Below are 16261 nucleotides of genomic sequence, written 5' to 3' on the forward strand. Positions count from 1 at the left end.
CGCTAGCATCTTATTACTGGCAATACCATTTTGTGTCATTATCACTGGCTTGGTACTGCTTTTTGTCAGTCATAAAAGTCAACACGAAGAATGGCTCAGCTAAACATTCTTTTTTTAATAGTCACCTTAATTAACTGACTATTTATCCCCCCTTGCCCTTGAAATAAATCGTGTCGGCATCAACACTATTTAAGTAGCATACTTTTTCGTCAGCAAAATAAATTTACTAGCTGGTATTAAGTTTGCAACAGGCTAGTGTATATCTCGAAAAGGAAACACAAAACAAGCTCGGCTTGTTAAAACCACAGGGGCAAATAATGAATAACAGTTTTGATACCCAAAAACAGCTTACAATCAATGGTGAACAATACCATATTCACTCTTTACAAGGCTTAGGCGATAAAGCAAAGCGCTTGCCATTCTCGTTAAAAATCTTACTCGAAAATCTGCTACGCAATGAAGATGGCGTTAATATCAAAAAGCAAGATATTGAAGCTTTATTAAACTGGGATCCACAAGCAAAACCCTCCGCCGAAGTAGCGTTTACGCCTGCGCGCGTAGTGATGCAAGACTTTACAGGTGTTCCCGCCATTGTTGATTTAGCCGCGATGCGTGATGCCATGGAGAAACTCGGCGGCGATCCAGCAAAAATTAATCCTCTTTCACCCGCTGAACTTGTGATTGACCATTCAGTGCAAGTTGATGGTTATGGCGAAGATGGCTCATTCGACTTAAATGCGAAACTTGAATACGAACGCAATAAAGAACGTTACGAATTCTTACGCTGGGGACAAACTGCTTTTGATAACTTGAAAGTTGTGCCACCAGCAACGGGTATCGTTCACCAAGTCAATTTAGAATACCTAGCCCGTGTGGTGTTCAATGATGAAAAAAATGGTAAATCACTGGCTTACCCAGATACCCTTGTCGGCACAGATTCACACACAACCATGATTAATGGTCTTGGGGTACTTGGTTGGGGCGTAGGTGGTATTGAAGCCGAAGCCGCCATGCTAGGCCAACCAATCAGCTTACTCATTCCACAAGTAGTTGGCTTTAAGCTTAATGGTCGCCTGCCTGAAGGCACGACTGCGACTGACCTTGTGCTAACCGTAACAGAAATGCTGCGTAAACACGGCGTAGTGGGTAAATTTGTTGAGTTTTATGGTGATGGACTTGCCGATTTGCCACTTGCTGACCGTGCTACTATCGCCAACATGGCACCTGAATATGGGGCAACCTGCGGTATTTTCCCAATTGATGATGAAACCATTAACTACCTACGTTTAACTAACCGCGATGACAAACAACTTAAACTCATCGAGGACTATGCAAAACATCAAGGTTTATGGCGAAACCCTGGTGATGAAGCCCACTACACAGATACCCTTGAGTTATCCCTTGATGATGTAGTACCAAGTCTTGCGGGTCCTAAACGTCCACAGGATAGAATTGCTCTTGATAAAGCGGGTGACATCATTGGTGAACACTTAAAGGGCTTCCAAGATGAACGCATGCAGCATCGCGATAAAAGTGATATTCAAGAAGCGCGCATTGAAGATGAGGGCCCTACAACCAACCCAGATGAGCCAGTCAACGAAGCACAATTTATGGGTGCGGCTAAGGTTAACTTTAAAGGCGAGGAGTTTGAGCTTAATGACGGTGCGTGTGTCATTGCTGCAATTACAAGCTGTACAAATACCTCAAACCCAAGTGTTATTTTAGCAGCGGGTTTAGTCGCTAAAAAAGCGAAACAATTAGGCTTAAAAGTGAAACCTTGGGTTAAAACCTCATTGGCACCTGGCTCTCAAGTAGTGACTGACTACCTGAAAAAAGCAGACTTAATGGATGATTTAGATGCGTTAGGCTTTAACCTTGTTGGTTATGGCTGTACAACCTGTATTGGCAACTCAGGCCCACTGGCTGATGAGATCAGCGAAGCCATTCAAAAGCACAAACTGGTAGTCAGCTCTATTTTATCAGGTAACCGAAACTTTGAAGGTCGTATTCACCAAGATGTGAAAATGAACTTTTTAGCTTCGCCACCACTTGTTGTCGCCTACGCTATCGCAGGCCGTACAGATATTGATGTGTACAACGAGCCGCTAGCACAAGACCCTAATGGTAATGATATTTACCTGAAAAATATCTGGCCGAGTGTCAGTGAAGTCAATGAATTAGTAAAAGAGACCGTAACCAAAGAAATGTTCGCATCAAGCTATGGCAATGTGTATCAAGGCGATGATCGTTGGCAGAAAATTCAAATTCCTGATGGCAAACTGTACGATTGGGATGATGCGTCAACCTACATTAAAAAAGCGCCCTTCTTTGATGGTATGGAGATTGAGCCTCCAGGAATTCCAAGCATCAGTGGCGCACGCTGTTTAGCAAAATTAGGTGACTCAGTCACCACTGACCACATCTCGCCAGCAGGTGCTATTAAAGCTGATGCCCCTGCAGGCCTCTACTTACAAGAGCATGGCGTGCAAAAAGCACAATTTAACTCATATGGTTCGCGCCGTGGTAACCACGAAGTGATGATGCGCGGTACTTTCGCTAATGTACGTTTACGTAATTTATTAGCCCCAGGTACCGAAGGCGGTGTAACGCGTATGCAACCGAGTGATGAGCTTGCCAGCATTTATGATGCTGCTATGAAGTATCAACAAGATGGCACGCCACTGATTATTTTAGCAGGCGCGGAATATGGCACAGGTTCTTCACGAGATTGGGCAGCCAAAGGTTCACTACTGCTTGGTGTTAAAGCCGTTATTGCACAAAGTTATGAGCGTATTCACCGTTCAAATCTAATTGGTATGGGTGTATTACCTTTACAATTTAAAGACGGTGAAAGCTATGAGTCACTCGGTCTAACTGGCCAAGAGTCATTCGACTTTGAAGGCCTGTATGACAAAACCAATGAAGTAAGCGTCATTGCCACTAACAGTGAAGGCAAACAAATTAGCTTTAGTGTTGATGTGCGTATAGATACACCTAAAGAGTGGGATTACTACAAACATGGCGGTATTTTACAGTATGTACTTCGTAATATGCTGGCTGAGCAGTAATCACTTTATAAGTTAACTAAGGGGCTGAATTTTCAGCCCCTTTTTTGTTTAAAACACCAATAATTTGTAGTTTAGACCAACACACTTATTTACAAAAAATGAAAAACACATAAAAATCAGCATGTTAAAATTGGACCATAGTTTGCAAATGCTAACCAGATAAAAATCACAATAATTTTGGAATCCATATGACAATTGCATCATTCAAACGCGCAATTTGCGCAACTGCCATCACATCTAGCTTATTATTAACTGGTTGTGTGATTCATGTATCTCCGGGTCAAATCGCAGAGCAAAAACAACAAGATTTAAGCGTGTCGGCTGCAAATTTAAGCACACTCAAAATCGATGCCGAAGCAGGCTCACTGACCATCAAAGGCGATAGTAACGCTTCAGCTATCACAGTAAATGCCAATATCTATGCGGCTAAAGGCGATGAAACCTATACCCTAACTATTGAAAAACACGGCGACACCGCAGAGCTTATCAGTAAGCTCAATAATGGTAGCTTATCGTTTTACAGAGGTTCATCACCTCACATTGATTTAATCGTATCTGTGCCCACCAACCTTAAACTTGATATCGATGATGGCTCAGGTGATATCGTTATACGTGCGATGCAAAACGACATTCGCATTGATGATGACTCAGGCGATATTCGAATTAGCAATGTAAGCGGCAATATAAACATTGAAGACGACTCTGGCTCGATTATGATAGAGCAAGGCCAAGGTCGCATTGATATTGAAGATGACTCTGGCGATATCCACATTGAGAACAGCCAAGGGCCTGCACGTATTATTGATGGTTCAGGTAGTATCAGCGTTAAAAAATTGGCTGGTTTGCTGGCTATCGAAGATGGCTCTGGTGATATAGATGTGAGACATATAAATGGACTCGTTACTATCACCGATGGCTCGGGCAGTATTTATGTGAATGATACACTAGGCCTGACAATTATCGAAGCGGGCTCTGGCGATTTAAGTATCGATAACATCAATGGCCCAGTTAAATTGGATAGATAATCGACAATTGCTTGATTTAGAACAATCCAGTTAATAACAACAGCACCTACACTTTAATTAAGGCAAAAGTGAGGTGCTTGTATGACTGAACAAACCATCATTCGAATATTAAAAACCTTCATCATTTTAGGTATTTGCTTAATCGTATTGGGGCATTCTTTATTAGCCGGCAATTACTTAAGTGAAAGCATGGGTGTGCATGGTATTATGTTCAGCGCAGCATGTATTGCTATCGGCGTACTGTTTTCACTGCCTACCAAAATTTACCTCACTATTTTGCTGATGAAAATGGAAAGTGATCTGACAGCACAAAACAGGCTGAATTAGTTACCGCTTTGCTCTTGTAGCTGCTTTTCAAGTTGCTTATTGCGTTGCTCCATAAGCTGTTTTACTTGCTCTGCTTCTTGCATCATCTTTTGCACATTTTTAGCATCGTACACCCCAAGTGCGGGCGGTGTTACGTCAGCTTTAACGGTTGATGATTGCTTTTCATCAGCTTGAAAAGTTTCTGCAGGTAATACAGTAATATCGTTCGGATCTAAGCTAACAACTGTACTCGAATAATTAGGGTGAGGTGTATCAGCATAGTGCCACTGACCATGCTCATCTTGCCATTTATACACGACAACAGGTGCATGTGCGTCTTTGCTAAAGCTCAATTTCTCAGTAAACTTTTTAGCTTGTGTGCTTAATGCATCGGCACCTTGCGAAGCAAAGTCACTCACATCACCACTCACTTTTTCAGAGTAATGTTCGAACATGCTCAGTTCTAAGTAAGGTTTACCATCTGGCTTTTTAATATAAAATAACAGCACAACACTGATCAGCAGCAACATGACGGCAAAATAACAAAAACGCTTCATCCTTCCATTTACCTACTATTGATAGCGACTCACAATCTTAGCAAATTCTCCTGAAGCTTTAAGACTTTTTATAAAGTCATTAAACTGCTCTTTGATTAAATATGTTTTTGCTGTTGCTGAAAACTGTAATTGGAGTGGCGCTTTTCCCACATTATAGGTGCTTACGGTTAATTTTTTGAATACTTCATCCCGGCTCACATACCAGTTTAATGCATCTAGAGAGATAGCGGCGATACGCTGATTATGATCCCAGTCCATTAATGCTAAGAGCATCTCTCGTTCTGAATAAAAATTCTCACGGTGCATCACCCCGCTGTCAAAATAATGTTCAAATTTCGGATAAGTATAAGCATAACGACCCATAAATACATAGCCTGTTAGCTCATCTATGGGTGGTATATGACAGCCATGTGGCATGACTAACACATCCTCTACAAAGCTAATCGCCTCACTCCAATAGTACTGGTTACTCCCTGTATACCAATCTATAGATTCAATGCGCCCATCTAATAACCCATCATCAAGCATTTTTTGCGAGCGCTTTTCAGGCGCATACGAATACTGTACCTCAATAGCATATTGCTCACTAAAGCGTTGCAGTATGTCTTGAACAATACCGCCTTGTTCGGCATTCACAAAATGATAGGGAGGGTAATCGCTGTCTGGTAGCCCAACCCGCAATACTTCTGACTGGCAAAACGGCACTACAAAAAATAAGAAAACGACAAAACGACTCATCGACGACTCCATACTACTAATAAGCCGCGAATTGTACACAAAAGACACAAAAAAAGCGCAACCTAAGTTGCGCTTTATGAATTTTCTGATAGGAAAATAGAATTAAATACCATCACCATCAATGTGCAAGCCACATTCACGGTTTAAGCCGAAGAAACGCGTCTCTTCTTCTGTCATACCAGGTTCAAGTTTACGAGTTGTATGAACATCACCCATAGATACATAACCTTGTTCCCAAAGTGGGTGATATGGTAAATCATGCTTAGTTAGGTACTGATAAATATCACGGTTGTTCCACTCAATAAGTGGATACACTTTCACAGTACCACGGCTAATTTCAACAATTTGCTTGTCAGCACGGCTCGATGATTGCCCGCGGCGTAAACCACTAAACCAGGTGCCCGCTTCAAGCTCGTTTAAAGCACGAGTCATTGGCTCAACTTTATTCAGTTGATTGTACTGCTTAATACCGGCTTCACCTTGCTCCCAAAGTTTACCAAACTTCGCTTCTTGCCACGCAGGACTAAGCTGTGCTTTATAAACTTTAAGATTAAGCGATAATCGCTCCGTCATTTGCTCGATGAACTGATAGGTTTCAGGGAACAAATAACCAGTGTCAGTCAGTACCACAGGAATATCTGGCTGCTGCGATGTCACTAAGTGCAACATCACCGCCGCTTGAATACCAAAACTAGACGACAAAAAGTGCGTGCTTGGTAAGTTTTCAAGAGCCCACGCAACACGCTCTTCAGCGCTTTTATCAGCCAGAAGACCATTAATATCAGCCAGCATAGCTGTTTGGTCTTCTTTGCTCATCGTTAAGATGTCTTTAAATTCACTCATGGTTAATTCCAAACCTTAAAGCGGTGTCGCTTATAAAATTATGCGTGAAAATCGGTTACTGAAACTTTAACTTCAGCAACAATGCCTTTGCGAATAACAAAATCACCAAAACACTCGCCTTCATTACGCTCACTTGCCCATTGGCCAATTAGCTTATCGAATGCCTCTAGGTAAACGTCTTCGCCAACATTTTCTAAATACAATTTTGGAATACGCGTGCCTTCACGGTTCCCCCCTAAGTACACGTTGTATTTACCAGGTCCCTTACCAACCAAACCCGCTTCTGCCAACATTGCGCGGCCACAGCCATTCGGACAACCCACAACACGCATAATGATGTTGTCATCGCTCAGACCATGCTTAGCTAATAATGCTTCCGTTTTCTCTATTAAGCTTGGTAAGTAACGCTCAGCTTCTGCCATCGCTAATGGACAGGTTGGTAATGCTACACACGCCATTGAGTTTTTACGCTGCTCTGTATGGCTGTCATCAATTAAGCCATGGTTGCGCGCAATCTCTTCGATTACCGCTTTTTGGTCAGCCGGAACACCTGCAATGATCAAGTTTTGGTTTGCCGTCATACGGAAATCACCTTGGTGAATTTCAGCAATTTTACGACAGCCTGTTTTTAGCGGTTGATTTGGGTAATCTAAAATACGGCCACTTTGGATAAACAGCGTTAAGTGGTGCTTGCCATCAATACCTTCAACCCAACCGATGCGGTCACCACGGTGCGTGAACTCATACGGGCGGCTCTGCTGAAATTGAACACCGGCACGTTTTTCTACTTCAGCTTTAAATACATCAGAACCAACACGGTCTAGTGTGTACTTAGTTTTCGCATTTTTACGATTTGAGCGGTTACCCCAATCACGTTGTACGGACACGACGTGCTCAGCAATTTTCAACGTGTGCTCAAGTGGGATAAAACCAAAGTCATCCGCTTTACGAGGATACGTTGCTGTATCTCCATGAGTCATCGCAAGACCACCACCTACTAACACGTTAAAACCTACTAACTTGCCGTTTTCTGCAATTGCCACGAAGTTTAAGTCGTTCGCATGTACATCCACTTCATTGTTCGGTGGAATTGTTACTGTGGTTTTAAACTTACGCGGTAAATAAGTTGAGCCTAAAATTGGCTCTTCAGTGGTTTCACTCTTTTCACCATCTAACCAAATTTCAGCGTATGCTTTGGTTTTTGGTAATAGGTGCTCAGAGATTTTCGCAGCCCACTCGTACGCTTCTTGATGAAGCTCAGACTCAACTGGGTTCGTCGTACATAATACGTTTCGGTTTACATCGCCCGCCGTTGCAATTGAGTCTATGCCCACGCTATTGAGCATTTGGTGCATACCTTTAATATTTGGCTTAAGCACACCATGGAACTGGAACGTTTGACGCGTGGTTAAACGAATACTGCCATAGCTAGTTTTCTCTTCAGCAAACTTATCAATCGCTAACCATTGCTCTGGCTTGATGATACCGCCAGGCATACGCGCACGTAACATAACGTTATGTAACGGCTCTAGTTTTTGCTTGGCACGCTCAGGGCGAATATCACGATCATCTTGCTGGTACATGCCGTGGAAACGGATCAGCTGGAAGTTATCAGCAGTGAAACCACCGGTGATCTCGTCTTTTAAATCTTGCTTAATTGTGCCACGTAAAAAGTTACTTTCTCTTTTCAAACGCTCGTTATCAGAAAGCTTTACGTTTTTGTCTTGTTCGCTCATGGTATTTCCTAAATTTGTTACAGTGACGGCTGTTAGCTTTAAACGCGATTAGTACACGTCTTTCTGATAGCGATTTGCGCTACGTAAATCTTTTAAATATTGCTCAGCTTGTTCATCATCTTTGCCGCTATTTTCTTTGATAATGTCTACAAGCGCTTGGTGAACATCTTTCGCCATACGGTTTGCATCACCACAGATATAGAAATGAGCACCCGCTTCTAACCAAGCAAATACTTCTTGGCTGTTTTTGCGAAGTTTGTCTTGAACATATACTTTTGCAGCTTGATCACGGCTAAACGCCACATCCACTTTAGTCAGTAAGCCTGACTTCAAGTAACCTTGAATTTCTACTTGATATAAGAAGTCTTGAGTAAAGTGAGGGTTACCAAAGAATAACCAGTTTTTACCGCTTGCTTCACGTGCATCACGCTCTTGTAAAAATGCACGGAATGGGGCAATACCTGTACCTGGACCTACCATGATAATTGGCGTTTCATCATTAGCCGGTAAACGGAAATTATCGTTATGCTCGCTGAATACTTTTACTTTACAGCCTTCTTGTGCACGACGTGCTAAATAACCAGAGCAACCACCTAAGTGTTCGCTTCCGAATGCATCAAACTCAACCAACCCCACCGTTAAGTGAACTTCTTCTTCAACTTCAGCTTGGCTAGATGCAATCGAATATAAACGTGCTTGTAGTTTACGTAAGCAATCTACTAAGGTTTGCGCTTCCAATTGAGCTGGGTTTTGACGAATAATATCGAAGATTTGGCGAGGCTCGATGTACTCACGCATTGCTGCTTTATCTTCAACTAACTTTAATAATTCAGGGTTGCCCGTTGCTGTTGCGTATTTTTCAACAAAGCTTGGGTATGACTGAGTTAACTCTAGCTTTTCGATTAGTGCGTCACGAATACTTAGCTCGTCGTCGCCGAGTTTAACCGTGCTAGATGCATCGATTTGTGTAAGCGTGAGCACTTCATCAACAAGTGCTTCGTCATTTAAAAAGTAGACGCCTAACGAATCACCCGGTGTATAGGTGATGTCTGAACCTTCCAATGAAATTTCAACATGACGCACATCTTTGGTTGAATCACGACCCGTAATTTTTTGCACAACGCTTAGCTCTGCAGCAAATGGGTTTTGCTTGGTGTATTGGCTTGCCGCAGGTGCCGCTGCACCAAATGGCATCGCCACAACTTGACCACCACTTGCTTGTTGCTGCGCTTTAAGATCAGGTTCAAACGCATCAAGTGCACCATCAATCCACTTAGCAGCTTCATCATCGTAATCAACATCTAAGTCAGCACGCTGGAAAATAGTTTCTGCGCCAAGCTTGTTAAAACGCGCTTCAAAATCTTTTGCTGTTTGGCAGAAGAACTCATAGCTTGAATCACCTAAGCCAATCACAGCCACTTTAACACCATCTAGTTTTGGTGCTTTTTTAGTCGTTAAGAATTCATGCAGGCTTTCAGCGTCTTCTGGTGGCTCGCCCTCACCATAGGTTGAAACAACAACCGTGATGAACTTTTCTTTTTTCAGGGCAGTTGGTTTGTAGTCAGCCATGTTGACTAGCTTAACGGTGAGACCACGCGACTGGGCTTGTTCTTTTAACTTAGTCGCAACGCCTTTTGCGTTACCCGTTTGCGAGCCGTATAAAATAGTTAAGGGTGCAGCATCACTAGCAGCTGGAGCGGCAGCAACACCACCCGTTATTGCACCTGCGTTGGCATTAGCAGCTAAGTAACCACTGACCCACGCTTGCTGAATTGGATTAAGTTCAGCCACTAAGCCTTGCAGCTTTTGTACTTGCTCTTGCGATAGCGGGCTCGCCGCTGCATTTAGTTGACTTAACAACATGAATTTATTCCTCGTAACCCTGAAAAGTTAACTGCGAAACGAACTTGCTACCGTCATTTCGCGAACAATTTTTTCGACTTTAAAGACTAAATAAAAACGCTTTAAAGGTTTATCTGAGCGTGAAGAATAACGAGGTCTCGCGCGATTAAAAAAGAATAGAATCTGCTTTGATATTCCATTTAGTTATTAATTTTATAAATAACTAAAAAAAAGACACTAACATATAAGTCAGTGTCTTTTTGTTTAAACGGATTTTTAGTTAAAAATCAATAACAACATTTGCAAAGAAACGACGACCGATAGCATCGTAAATTGCATCATTAGCTCCACTGGCTGCAATATAAGCCGGTGGTAATTTATCGGTTAAGTTACGAATACCTAAACCAACTCGGGTGTTTTGAAATAACTGGTAGCTAGCGGACAAGTCATGGGTCACAATAGTTCCCACAAAGGCAGGGCTCAAATCTTCAGGTATATCTCCGTCAGGCGATAGGTCGATACGAGCTGAACGATCTATTAAACGTGATGACCAGTTTACAACTAAATCGTTAATAGCATAGGTTGCGGAAAAGCGAGCTTGCCACTCAGGATCCCCCACTTCACCATCTTCCACATTTACTTTATCAGGTCGACTTTGGAACTCAAAAGCCTCTAGCTCTAAAAGATGATTTACAAATAAGTTTAAATTTAAATCCCCTGCCAAACCATAATCAGACAGCTTCATACTGTAATCAAAATCAGCTTCAAGGCCTCTAGTTGTCAAAGCTGCTGCATTTAAAAAGCCAGAGCGAACTAAAGTCACATTATTCGTTGTAGGGTCTCGCTCAACTTGAGAACAAAAACTTTCGTCTGGGCCTCCTGGGGCATCCACACAATTATCAGCAATACTTTGTGTCGCGATAAATGAAATTGCGTCTTCTATTTCAATATCATAGTAATCTAGGGTCATTGAAAAGTTTTCAAAAAAGCTCGGTGTCCAAACAATGCCTGCCGTAAATGAGGTTGAGGTTTCAGATTCAAGTTCAGAGTTGCCACCACTAATAGTATCTATACTCGCATTATCATTTGCCTCAAACCCTGCTGGTATGCCGATTGCTGCACAATTAGCAACGCGATTAGGATTATCGAGAATACTATCAGCATCACATGGATCGGCTACACGGCCAAAGCCTGGAGAAATGGGTGAAAAGGCTTCGGCTATATTCGGGGCACGTACCGCTTGACCATAAGTGCCTCGCAAACGAATATCCTCAATAGGCTGATACAACACACCAACCTTCCACGCGTCAGTTTCGCCAGCATGCGAGTAATCAGCATAACGATATGCGGCATCTAAGGTAAGTTCTTTTGCGTAAGCAAGGTTTGCAAGCAGAGGCAAGCTCACCTCTATAAAACCCTCAGTTACATCATACTCACCAAATGCATCGGGTGTAGCTGCCTGTGCTAAAACACCTGATTTTGTCAGCTCATCGGTGCGTGTTTCTGATGTTTCTTCACGGTATTCAAAACCAGCAGCTAAACCGATTGGCCCGCCAAGTAGTTCAAAAAACTCCCCAGTATCAAATGTTATATTAGCGCCAATTAATTCTTGCGTTATTTCATCTGTACGCGATACATCGGCTGTTACCCAGTCTTTTGCAGCCTCTGATGCTTGGTCAAAACCAAACGCATTATAAGGAACACAATCTGCGGGATTTAAAGTGGCAGGGTTAACATACTCATTTCCATCCTCATCTGGTAGTTGTAAGTCGGGTACTTGATTTCGACATACTATTTCGCCCGTATCTGGGTTAATAACAGCATCAAGCGCAGCATCAAGATTGCCTGAAATTAAATCGTTTAATGAGTTCCGGCGGTTATCTGTTTGCCCATATACATAGTAAACATCATAGTTAAAATCAGTTTGGCTTAAAGTAAATAAGCCTTGAACCCCACCAACGAATCGAAATAGCTCACGGCGGTTATCAGCACTTCGATTACCGAATTCAGCAAAAAACTTAGACATTTCTATTGTTGTAATGCCTTGGTTAAGGTAGGACTGGCGTAGCGTTTCATCAAGGTAGGGGTTGTCTGCTACGTTAATAAATATATCACCAAAGCGAAAAGATGGCTGAAACTGTTGTTTAATGTCTGAACGAACGAACTTAAAGTCACTGTAAAATGTATGGTTGTCAGTAATATTATAATTAAGTGTTGATGCGATGGTTATTTTATCCTGCTCAGGTAATACATTTTCATAGTCTTGAAGTTTAAAGCAGTGCTCACATCCATCAGGGAAATTACCGAATGCAAAGCTATTTGTGAACTCACGAATCGGCATTAATTCAGGTGTGCCATTATCTGAAAACGTGGTAATTTCACCAAATGCACCAAATGGGTTTAGCACACCATTTTCACTTATACGATCCGAAAAAACACGAGGCCTTGTTAAACGATCAGGAATACCATCTTCCTCACCTTGGCTGAGCGGATTATCAACTGTTCCCCAGTTATCCGACTGGCGTAAGTCATTTGCCATCACTTCATTGATATGGTCTTTGCCAGCAAAGAAAGTGATATTACCTCGACCGCCGGCAATATCTGTCCCCGCTAAAATACTTAGTGAGGTATTTTTAGAGCCGACTCCTTCGGTTGAATTACCAACTGATGCCTTTAATTGTAAGCCATCGAAATTGTCTTTTAGAATCACGTTTACAACACCGGAAACCGCATCAGAGCCATACACTGCCGATGCACCTCCTGTTATTACTTCAATTCTGTCAATAAGTGCAGCTGGAATTGTTGATAAGTCTACCTGAGATGACCCTGGCGCCCCTGCGACATGGCGCTTGCCATTCACTAAAACAAGTGTACGCGTGGATCCTAGGCGTCTTAAATCAGCAGAGCTGATACCTGCATCAGCATTGTCATCATTATTACCAAAGAGGGTATCGGTCGCGCCTATAGACGGAAACTCAGCTAGAATACTCCCTAAATCTGGTGTACCTGCTTTGGCTATTTCAGCCGCACCAATTGTTACTATTGGTGTGGGTTGAGAAAGCTTTGGTTTTGCAATACGAGACCCTGTAACTTGAATTCGCTCAACTTCATCAACTCCCTCTTCAGCTGCGACTGAATAACCCACAGTAGAAAGTGCAGTTAACGACAAAGCAAACTTAACGCTATGCGCCAATAAATTATATTTCTTCATTTTGACCCCTAAACAAGCTGTTATTATTTGATTATTGCTGTTGAAGTCGGGTGATCTTTACACCACAAAACTATAACAGTGCTTTTAGAAGTAACACGACAAACCCAAAATAGGAACAAAACTAAAAAGTGTGCAAAATATAAACAATGCAGAAATGTAAATTTTAATTAACAAATGCGTATATAAAATAATCCAAAAATTATCAATTCTGTAAAAAACCTGTCATTGTTATCATCTATTGTCCACCATTTGAAAACACATAATAGGGAAAATCTATGCCATACGGGATTAAGAAAAAGCTCATACTTACTAGCAGCTTACTTTTTTTAAGCAACACAGCGTTTGCAAATATTAATAATGCAGACTTTGAAACTTGGTCAGCAAACACACCAACAGCTTGGAGCACGATTGATAGTGGTATCAGCATTAGTGCTAACAACAGTGTGGTTTACTCTGGCGAATATTCTGCACAAGTCACTGTTAACACTGGCACACAAAGCAATACTGATTTACAGCAGCTCGTTGATGTTGTTGCGGGCGAAAGCTACGAGTTTTCTGCTTGGGTTTACCATACCGAAGGTGGTGTGAAAGCACGCTTAGTGGTTGATGGCTATCAGGACTATTCAAATTCAGCATTAACCAATCAATGGCAACAAATTAGCTACCAGTACACAGCTCCAACAACAACCGCTATCAATGTTGGCTTACGCTTTTACGACGTAACGGGTTTTGATGGCAGCGAAGTGGTTTATGTCGATAATTTTGCACCCAGTACAGGCACAACCCCACCACCGACAGGTAGTTGCACAGATAATCAAGTATCGTTAGTGCTCACCACTGACAACTATGGTGAAGAAACAAGTTGGCAAATAACAAATGCCCAAGGCAGTACAGTGGCATCTGGCGGCAGCTATGCAGCGAATACTCAGTATAGTGAGCAAACCTGTTTAATTGATGGTGACTACACATTCACTATTTTTGATAGTTACGGTGATGGCATGTGTTGCTCGTTCGGTAATGGCAGCTACAACCTCTCTCTAGGCCAAACGGTGCTTGCCAGTGGCGCAAACTTCCAAAGCTCAGAGGCGACACCGTTTACATTAGGTGATAGCGCTGGCGGTGATGATGGCGGTACAACACCACCTGATCCGACAGGCTATTATGTGACTACACAAGGCCTCACAGGCTATGCTCTAAAAACAGAGTTGTACAACATTATTAAAGATCACAACTCGCAAGGTTACTCTGCTATTTGGAGTTTTTATGACATTGCCTCACGCGATAAGTATTTTGAAAACGATAACTCAATTCTAGACCGCTACTCAGAAAACCCGACAGGTCAAGATAGCTACAACTATGTAGCCGTAAGCGATCAATGTGGTACTTATAACAGTGAAGCTGATTGCTACAACCGTGAACACTCTTTTCCGAAAAGCTGGTTTGGCGGCACTGTTGAGCCTATGAACTCTGATGTACACCACATTTTCGCAACCGATGGTTATGTAAACTCTAAACGCAGTAACTACCCATTTGGTGAAGTAGGAAGCGCAAGCTATACCTCTAGTAATGGTAGTAAATTGGGCAGCGCAGCGAGTTCTTTAAATTACTCAGGTACTGTATTTGAACCTATTGATGAGTTTAAAGGCGATTTTGCAAGAGCCTATTTCTATATGGCAACACGCTATCAAAATGTCATTGCAAGTTGGCAAAATAAAACTACTTACAGTAACGCTGTACTTAACGGCACCTCAAATCAAGTATTTGAGAATTGGGTTGTCGCAATGCTACTAAAATGGCACAACGAGGACCCTGTCAGCCAATTAGAACTTGATCGCAACCAAGCGGCATATGAGCACCAAGGTAACCGTAATCCATTTGTCGATCACCCTGAGTTTGTTGGGATGATTTGGTAATATCATAAGCCAGGCGCTTAGCTCAGCTAGGTGTCTGGTTTAACTGTCCAACAATATAACTCGTTTTTCGGCGACGAGTTGCTCCACAAATTGTTTTTCGAGGTTCCAAGGGTGACGCTTCCAACCTTGAAAACCAAAACCTGCAATATGTACGTATTTAAACCGCACTAAAAAGTAAGCAATTGCCAAAGTACCAGAACTAACACAACGAGGCCGATGTATCGGTGAGCCAAGGGCTAATAATTCATTTAATAATGATTGGCGAAACTGTGCTGTTAAACGCTCTACTTGGCACTTTTGCGCATAGGCTGAGATTAGAGCCTCCCCGAAATCTACCTTACCTTTACGTTGTATCAATTTAAAAAAACATTGCGCTACAGAGTTAGGAGTTGGATCGGTGATCATAACCTGGCTCAGCCCTTCGAGAGACATTTGTGGTGTGTTTAATAAACTCAGGGCTTGTCGGCCACGCCCAACCAACCACAAGTCAGTACAACGTTGGCCTAAATAATCAGGCATTGCTGCACAATGGTTAAACCTAACCACTCGTGGGCAATGATTTACTTGCTCAGTAAGATCTGTATTGATAGGACCATTACCTAAGATAATGATTTTTGGCTGCTCTTGCATAAACTAAGCGACTTTTCTTTCTTAAAGCAGCTTATTTGACGCTAGCAGTGTGACTGGTTAATGACAATTCAAGATAAATTTAACCAATGAGTGAGTCGTTTATGTTCTATCAACAGCATGTTGTCGTGTTGTTGTTTGGTCTGATAACCAAGTAGCGGCAGCACGTGCTTTAATAACTCATGGTGTTGCTGTTGTAGTGAATAATGCGTGACCTTTAATGTTTCTAACAACTCCCGAGCATAAAGCGATCTCGATTGCAGCGACTGCCAAGTACGAATCTGTATTTCGACGATTTGTGAAATTGAAGTGTTATAGTTATTAAGTTGCAAACTTAACAAGTAGTTTTCTAATGAGTTCATAATAGCGTCCTTTTAAAAACGCCACTTTAAAAG

12 protein-coding genes are annotated in these 16261 nt (G+C 42.1%); 4 read left to right on the plus strand and 8 right to left on the minus strand.

What is annotated here, in order from left to right:
- The first annotated feature begins 317 nt into the window (after positions 1-317).
- The 3 genes from acnA to L3V41_RS16185 all read left to right on the plus strand — a co-directional run bounded on the left by acnA (position 318) and on the right by L3V41_RS16185 (position 4420).
- Positions 318-3068: an aconitate hydratase AcnA gene (gene acnA / locus L3V41_RS16175; protein WP_193988144.1), complete on the plus strand. Its 2751-nt coding sequence runs from the start codon at positions 318-320 to the stop codon at positions 3066-3068.
- Between the two features lie 188 nt (positions 3069-3256).
- The gene (locus L3V41_RS16180) at positions 3257-4093 is read left to right on the plus strand and encodes a DUF4097 domain-containing protein (protein WP_237128090.1); all 837 of its coding nucleotides are present in this window, start codon (positions 3257-3259) and stop codon (positions 4091-4093) included.
- 81 nt (positions 4094-4174) lie between these two features.
- Positions 4175-4420, plus strand: a complete 246-nt coding sequence (locus tag L3V41_RS16185; protein WP_062568212.1) for a hypothetical protein — start codon at positions 4175-4177, stop codon at positions 4418-4420.
- On the opposite strand, the gene L3V41_RS16190 is transcribed toward L3V41_RS16185, so the two are convergent.
- The 6 genes from L3V41_RS16190 to L3V41_RS16215 form a co-directional block, all read right to left on the minus strand.
- Positions 4417-4956: a DUF4124 domain-containing protein gene (locus L3V41_RS16190; protein WP_237128091.1), complete on the minus strand. Its 540-nt coding sequence runs from the start codon at positions 4954-4956 to the stop codon at positions 4417-4419. The genes L3V41_RS16185 and L3V41_RS16190 overlap by 4 nt on opposite strands.
- Before the next feature lie 15 nt (positions 4957-4971).
- Positions 4972-5694, minus strand: coding sequence for an ABC transporter substrate-binding protein (locus L3V41_RS16195; RefSeq protein ID WP_237128092.1), 723 nt, complete (start codon positions 5692-5694; stop codon positions 4972-4974).
- 102 nt (positions 5695-5796) lie between these two features.
- Entirely contained in the window at positions 5797-6537 is a 741-nt protein-coding gene (locus L3V41_RS16200) for a phosphoadenylyl-sulfate reductase (protein WP_062568209.1), read from the minus strand.
- Positions 6538-6575: 38 nt separating this feature from the next.
- Entirely contained in the window at positions 6576-8273 is a 1698-nt protein-coding gene (gene cysI / locus L3V41_RS16205; protein ID WP_237128093.1) for an assimilatory sulfite reductase (NADPH) hemoprotein subunit, read from the minus strand.
- A gap of 48 nt (positions 8274-8321) precedes the next feature.
- A complete protein-coding gene (locus L3V41_RS16210; RefSeq protein ID WP_237128094.1) occupies positions 8322-10136 on the minus strand; it encodes an assimilatory sulfite reductase (NADPH) flavoprotein subunit in 1815 nt (604 codons plus the stop codon).
- Positions 10137-10395: 259 nt separating this feature from the next.
- Positions 10396-13326, minus strand: a complete 2931-nt coding sequence (locus L3V41_RS16215) for a TonB-dependent receptor (protein ID WP_237114700.1) — start codon at positions 13324-13326, stop codon at positions 10396-10398.
- Between the two features lie 275 nt (positions 13327-13601).
- Between L3V41_RS16215 and L3V41_RS16220 the strand changes: the two genes are divergently transcribed.
- Positions 13602-15239 (plus strand): endonuclease, encoded by a 1638-nt coding sequence (locus L3V41_RS16220; RefSeq protein ID WP_237128095.1) that lies wholly within the window; start codon positions 13602-13604, stop codon positions 15237-15239.
- A gap of 39 nt (positions 15240-15278) precedes the next feature.
- On the opposite strand, the gene L3V41_RS16225 is transcribed toward L3V41_RS16220, so the two are convergent.
- Both L3V41_RS16225 and L3V41_RS16230 read right to left on the minus strand, forming a co-directional pair.
- Complete coding sequence (locus L3V41_RS16225) at positions 15279-15869, minus strand: hypothetical protein (protein WP_062568204.1); 591 nt, start codon at positions 15867-15869, stop codon at positions 15279-15281.
- Positions 15870-15937: 68 nt separating this feature from the next.
- Positions 15938-16228 (minus strand): hypothetical protein, encoded by a 291-nt coding sequence (locus L3V41_RS16230; RefSeq protein WP_062568203.1) that lies wholly within the window; start codon positions 16226-16228, stop codon positions 15938-15940.
- Positions 16229-16261: the final 33 nt, after the last annotated feature.

It is taken from the genome of Pseudoalteromonas sp. L21, assembly GCF_021728035.1.
GTDB classification, from domain to species: Bacteria; Pseudomonadota; Gammaproteobacteria; order Enterobacterales; family Alteromonadaceae; genus Pseudoalteromonas; species Pseudoalteromonas arabiensis.

What these genes read in the sequence shown, in the direction of transcription:
- acnA (WP_193988144.1), top strand. Translation starts at nt 318, where the DNA reads ATGAATAACAGTTTTGATACCCAAAAACAGCTTACAATCAATGGTGAA.
- L3V41_RS16180 (WP_237128090.1), top strand. Translation starts at nt 3,257, where the DNA reads ATGACAATTGCATCATTCAAACGCGCAATTTGCGCAACTGCCATCACA.
- L3V41_RS16185 (WP_062568212.1), top strand. Translation starts at nt 4,175, where the DNA reads ATGACTGAACAAACCATCATTCGAATATTAAAAACCTTCATCATTTTA.
- L3V41_RS16190 (WP_237128091.1), bottom strand. Translation starts at nt 4,956, where the DNA reads ATGAAGCGTTTTTGTTATTTTGCCGTCATGTTGCTGCTGATCAGTGTT.
- L3V41_RS16195 (WP_237128092.1), bottom strand. Translation starts at nt 5,694, where the DNA reads ATGAGTCGTTTTGTCGTTTTCTTATTTTTTGTAGTGCCGTTTTGCCAG.
- L3V41_RS16200 (WP_062568209.1), bottom strand. Translation starts at nt 6,537, where the DNA reads ATGAGTGAATTTAAAGACATCTTAACGATGAGCAAAGAAGACCAAACA.
- cysI (WP_237128093.1), bottom strand. Translation starts at nt 8,273, where the DNA reads ATGAGCGAACAAGACAAAAACGTAAAGCTTTCTGATAACGAGCGTTTG.
- L3V41_RS16210 (WP_237128094.1), bottom strand. Translation starts at nt 10,136, where the DNA reads ATGTTGTTAAGTCAACTAAATGCAGCGGCGAGCCCGCTATCGCAAGAG.
- L3V41_RS16215 (WP_237114700.1), bottom strand. Translation starts at nt 13,326, where the DNA reads ATGAAGAAATATAATTTATTGGCGCATAGCGTTAAGTTTGCTTTGTCG.
- L3V41_RS16220 (WP_237128095.1), top strand. Translation starts at nt 13,602, where the DNA reads ATGCCATACGGGATTAAGAAAAAGCTCATACTTACTAGCAGCTTACTT.
- L3V41_RS16225 (WP_062568204.1), bottom strand. Translation starts at nt 15,869, where the DNA reads ATGCAAGAGCAGCCAAAAATCATTATCTTAGGTAATGGTCCTATCAAT.
- L3V41_RS16230 (WP_062568203.1), bottom strand. Translation starts at nt 16,228, where the DNA reads ATGAACTCATTAGAAAACTACTTGTTAAGTTTGCAACTTAATAACTAT.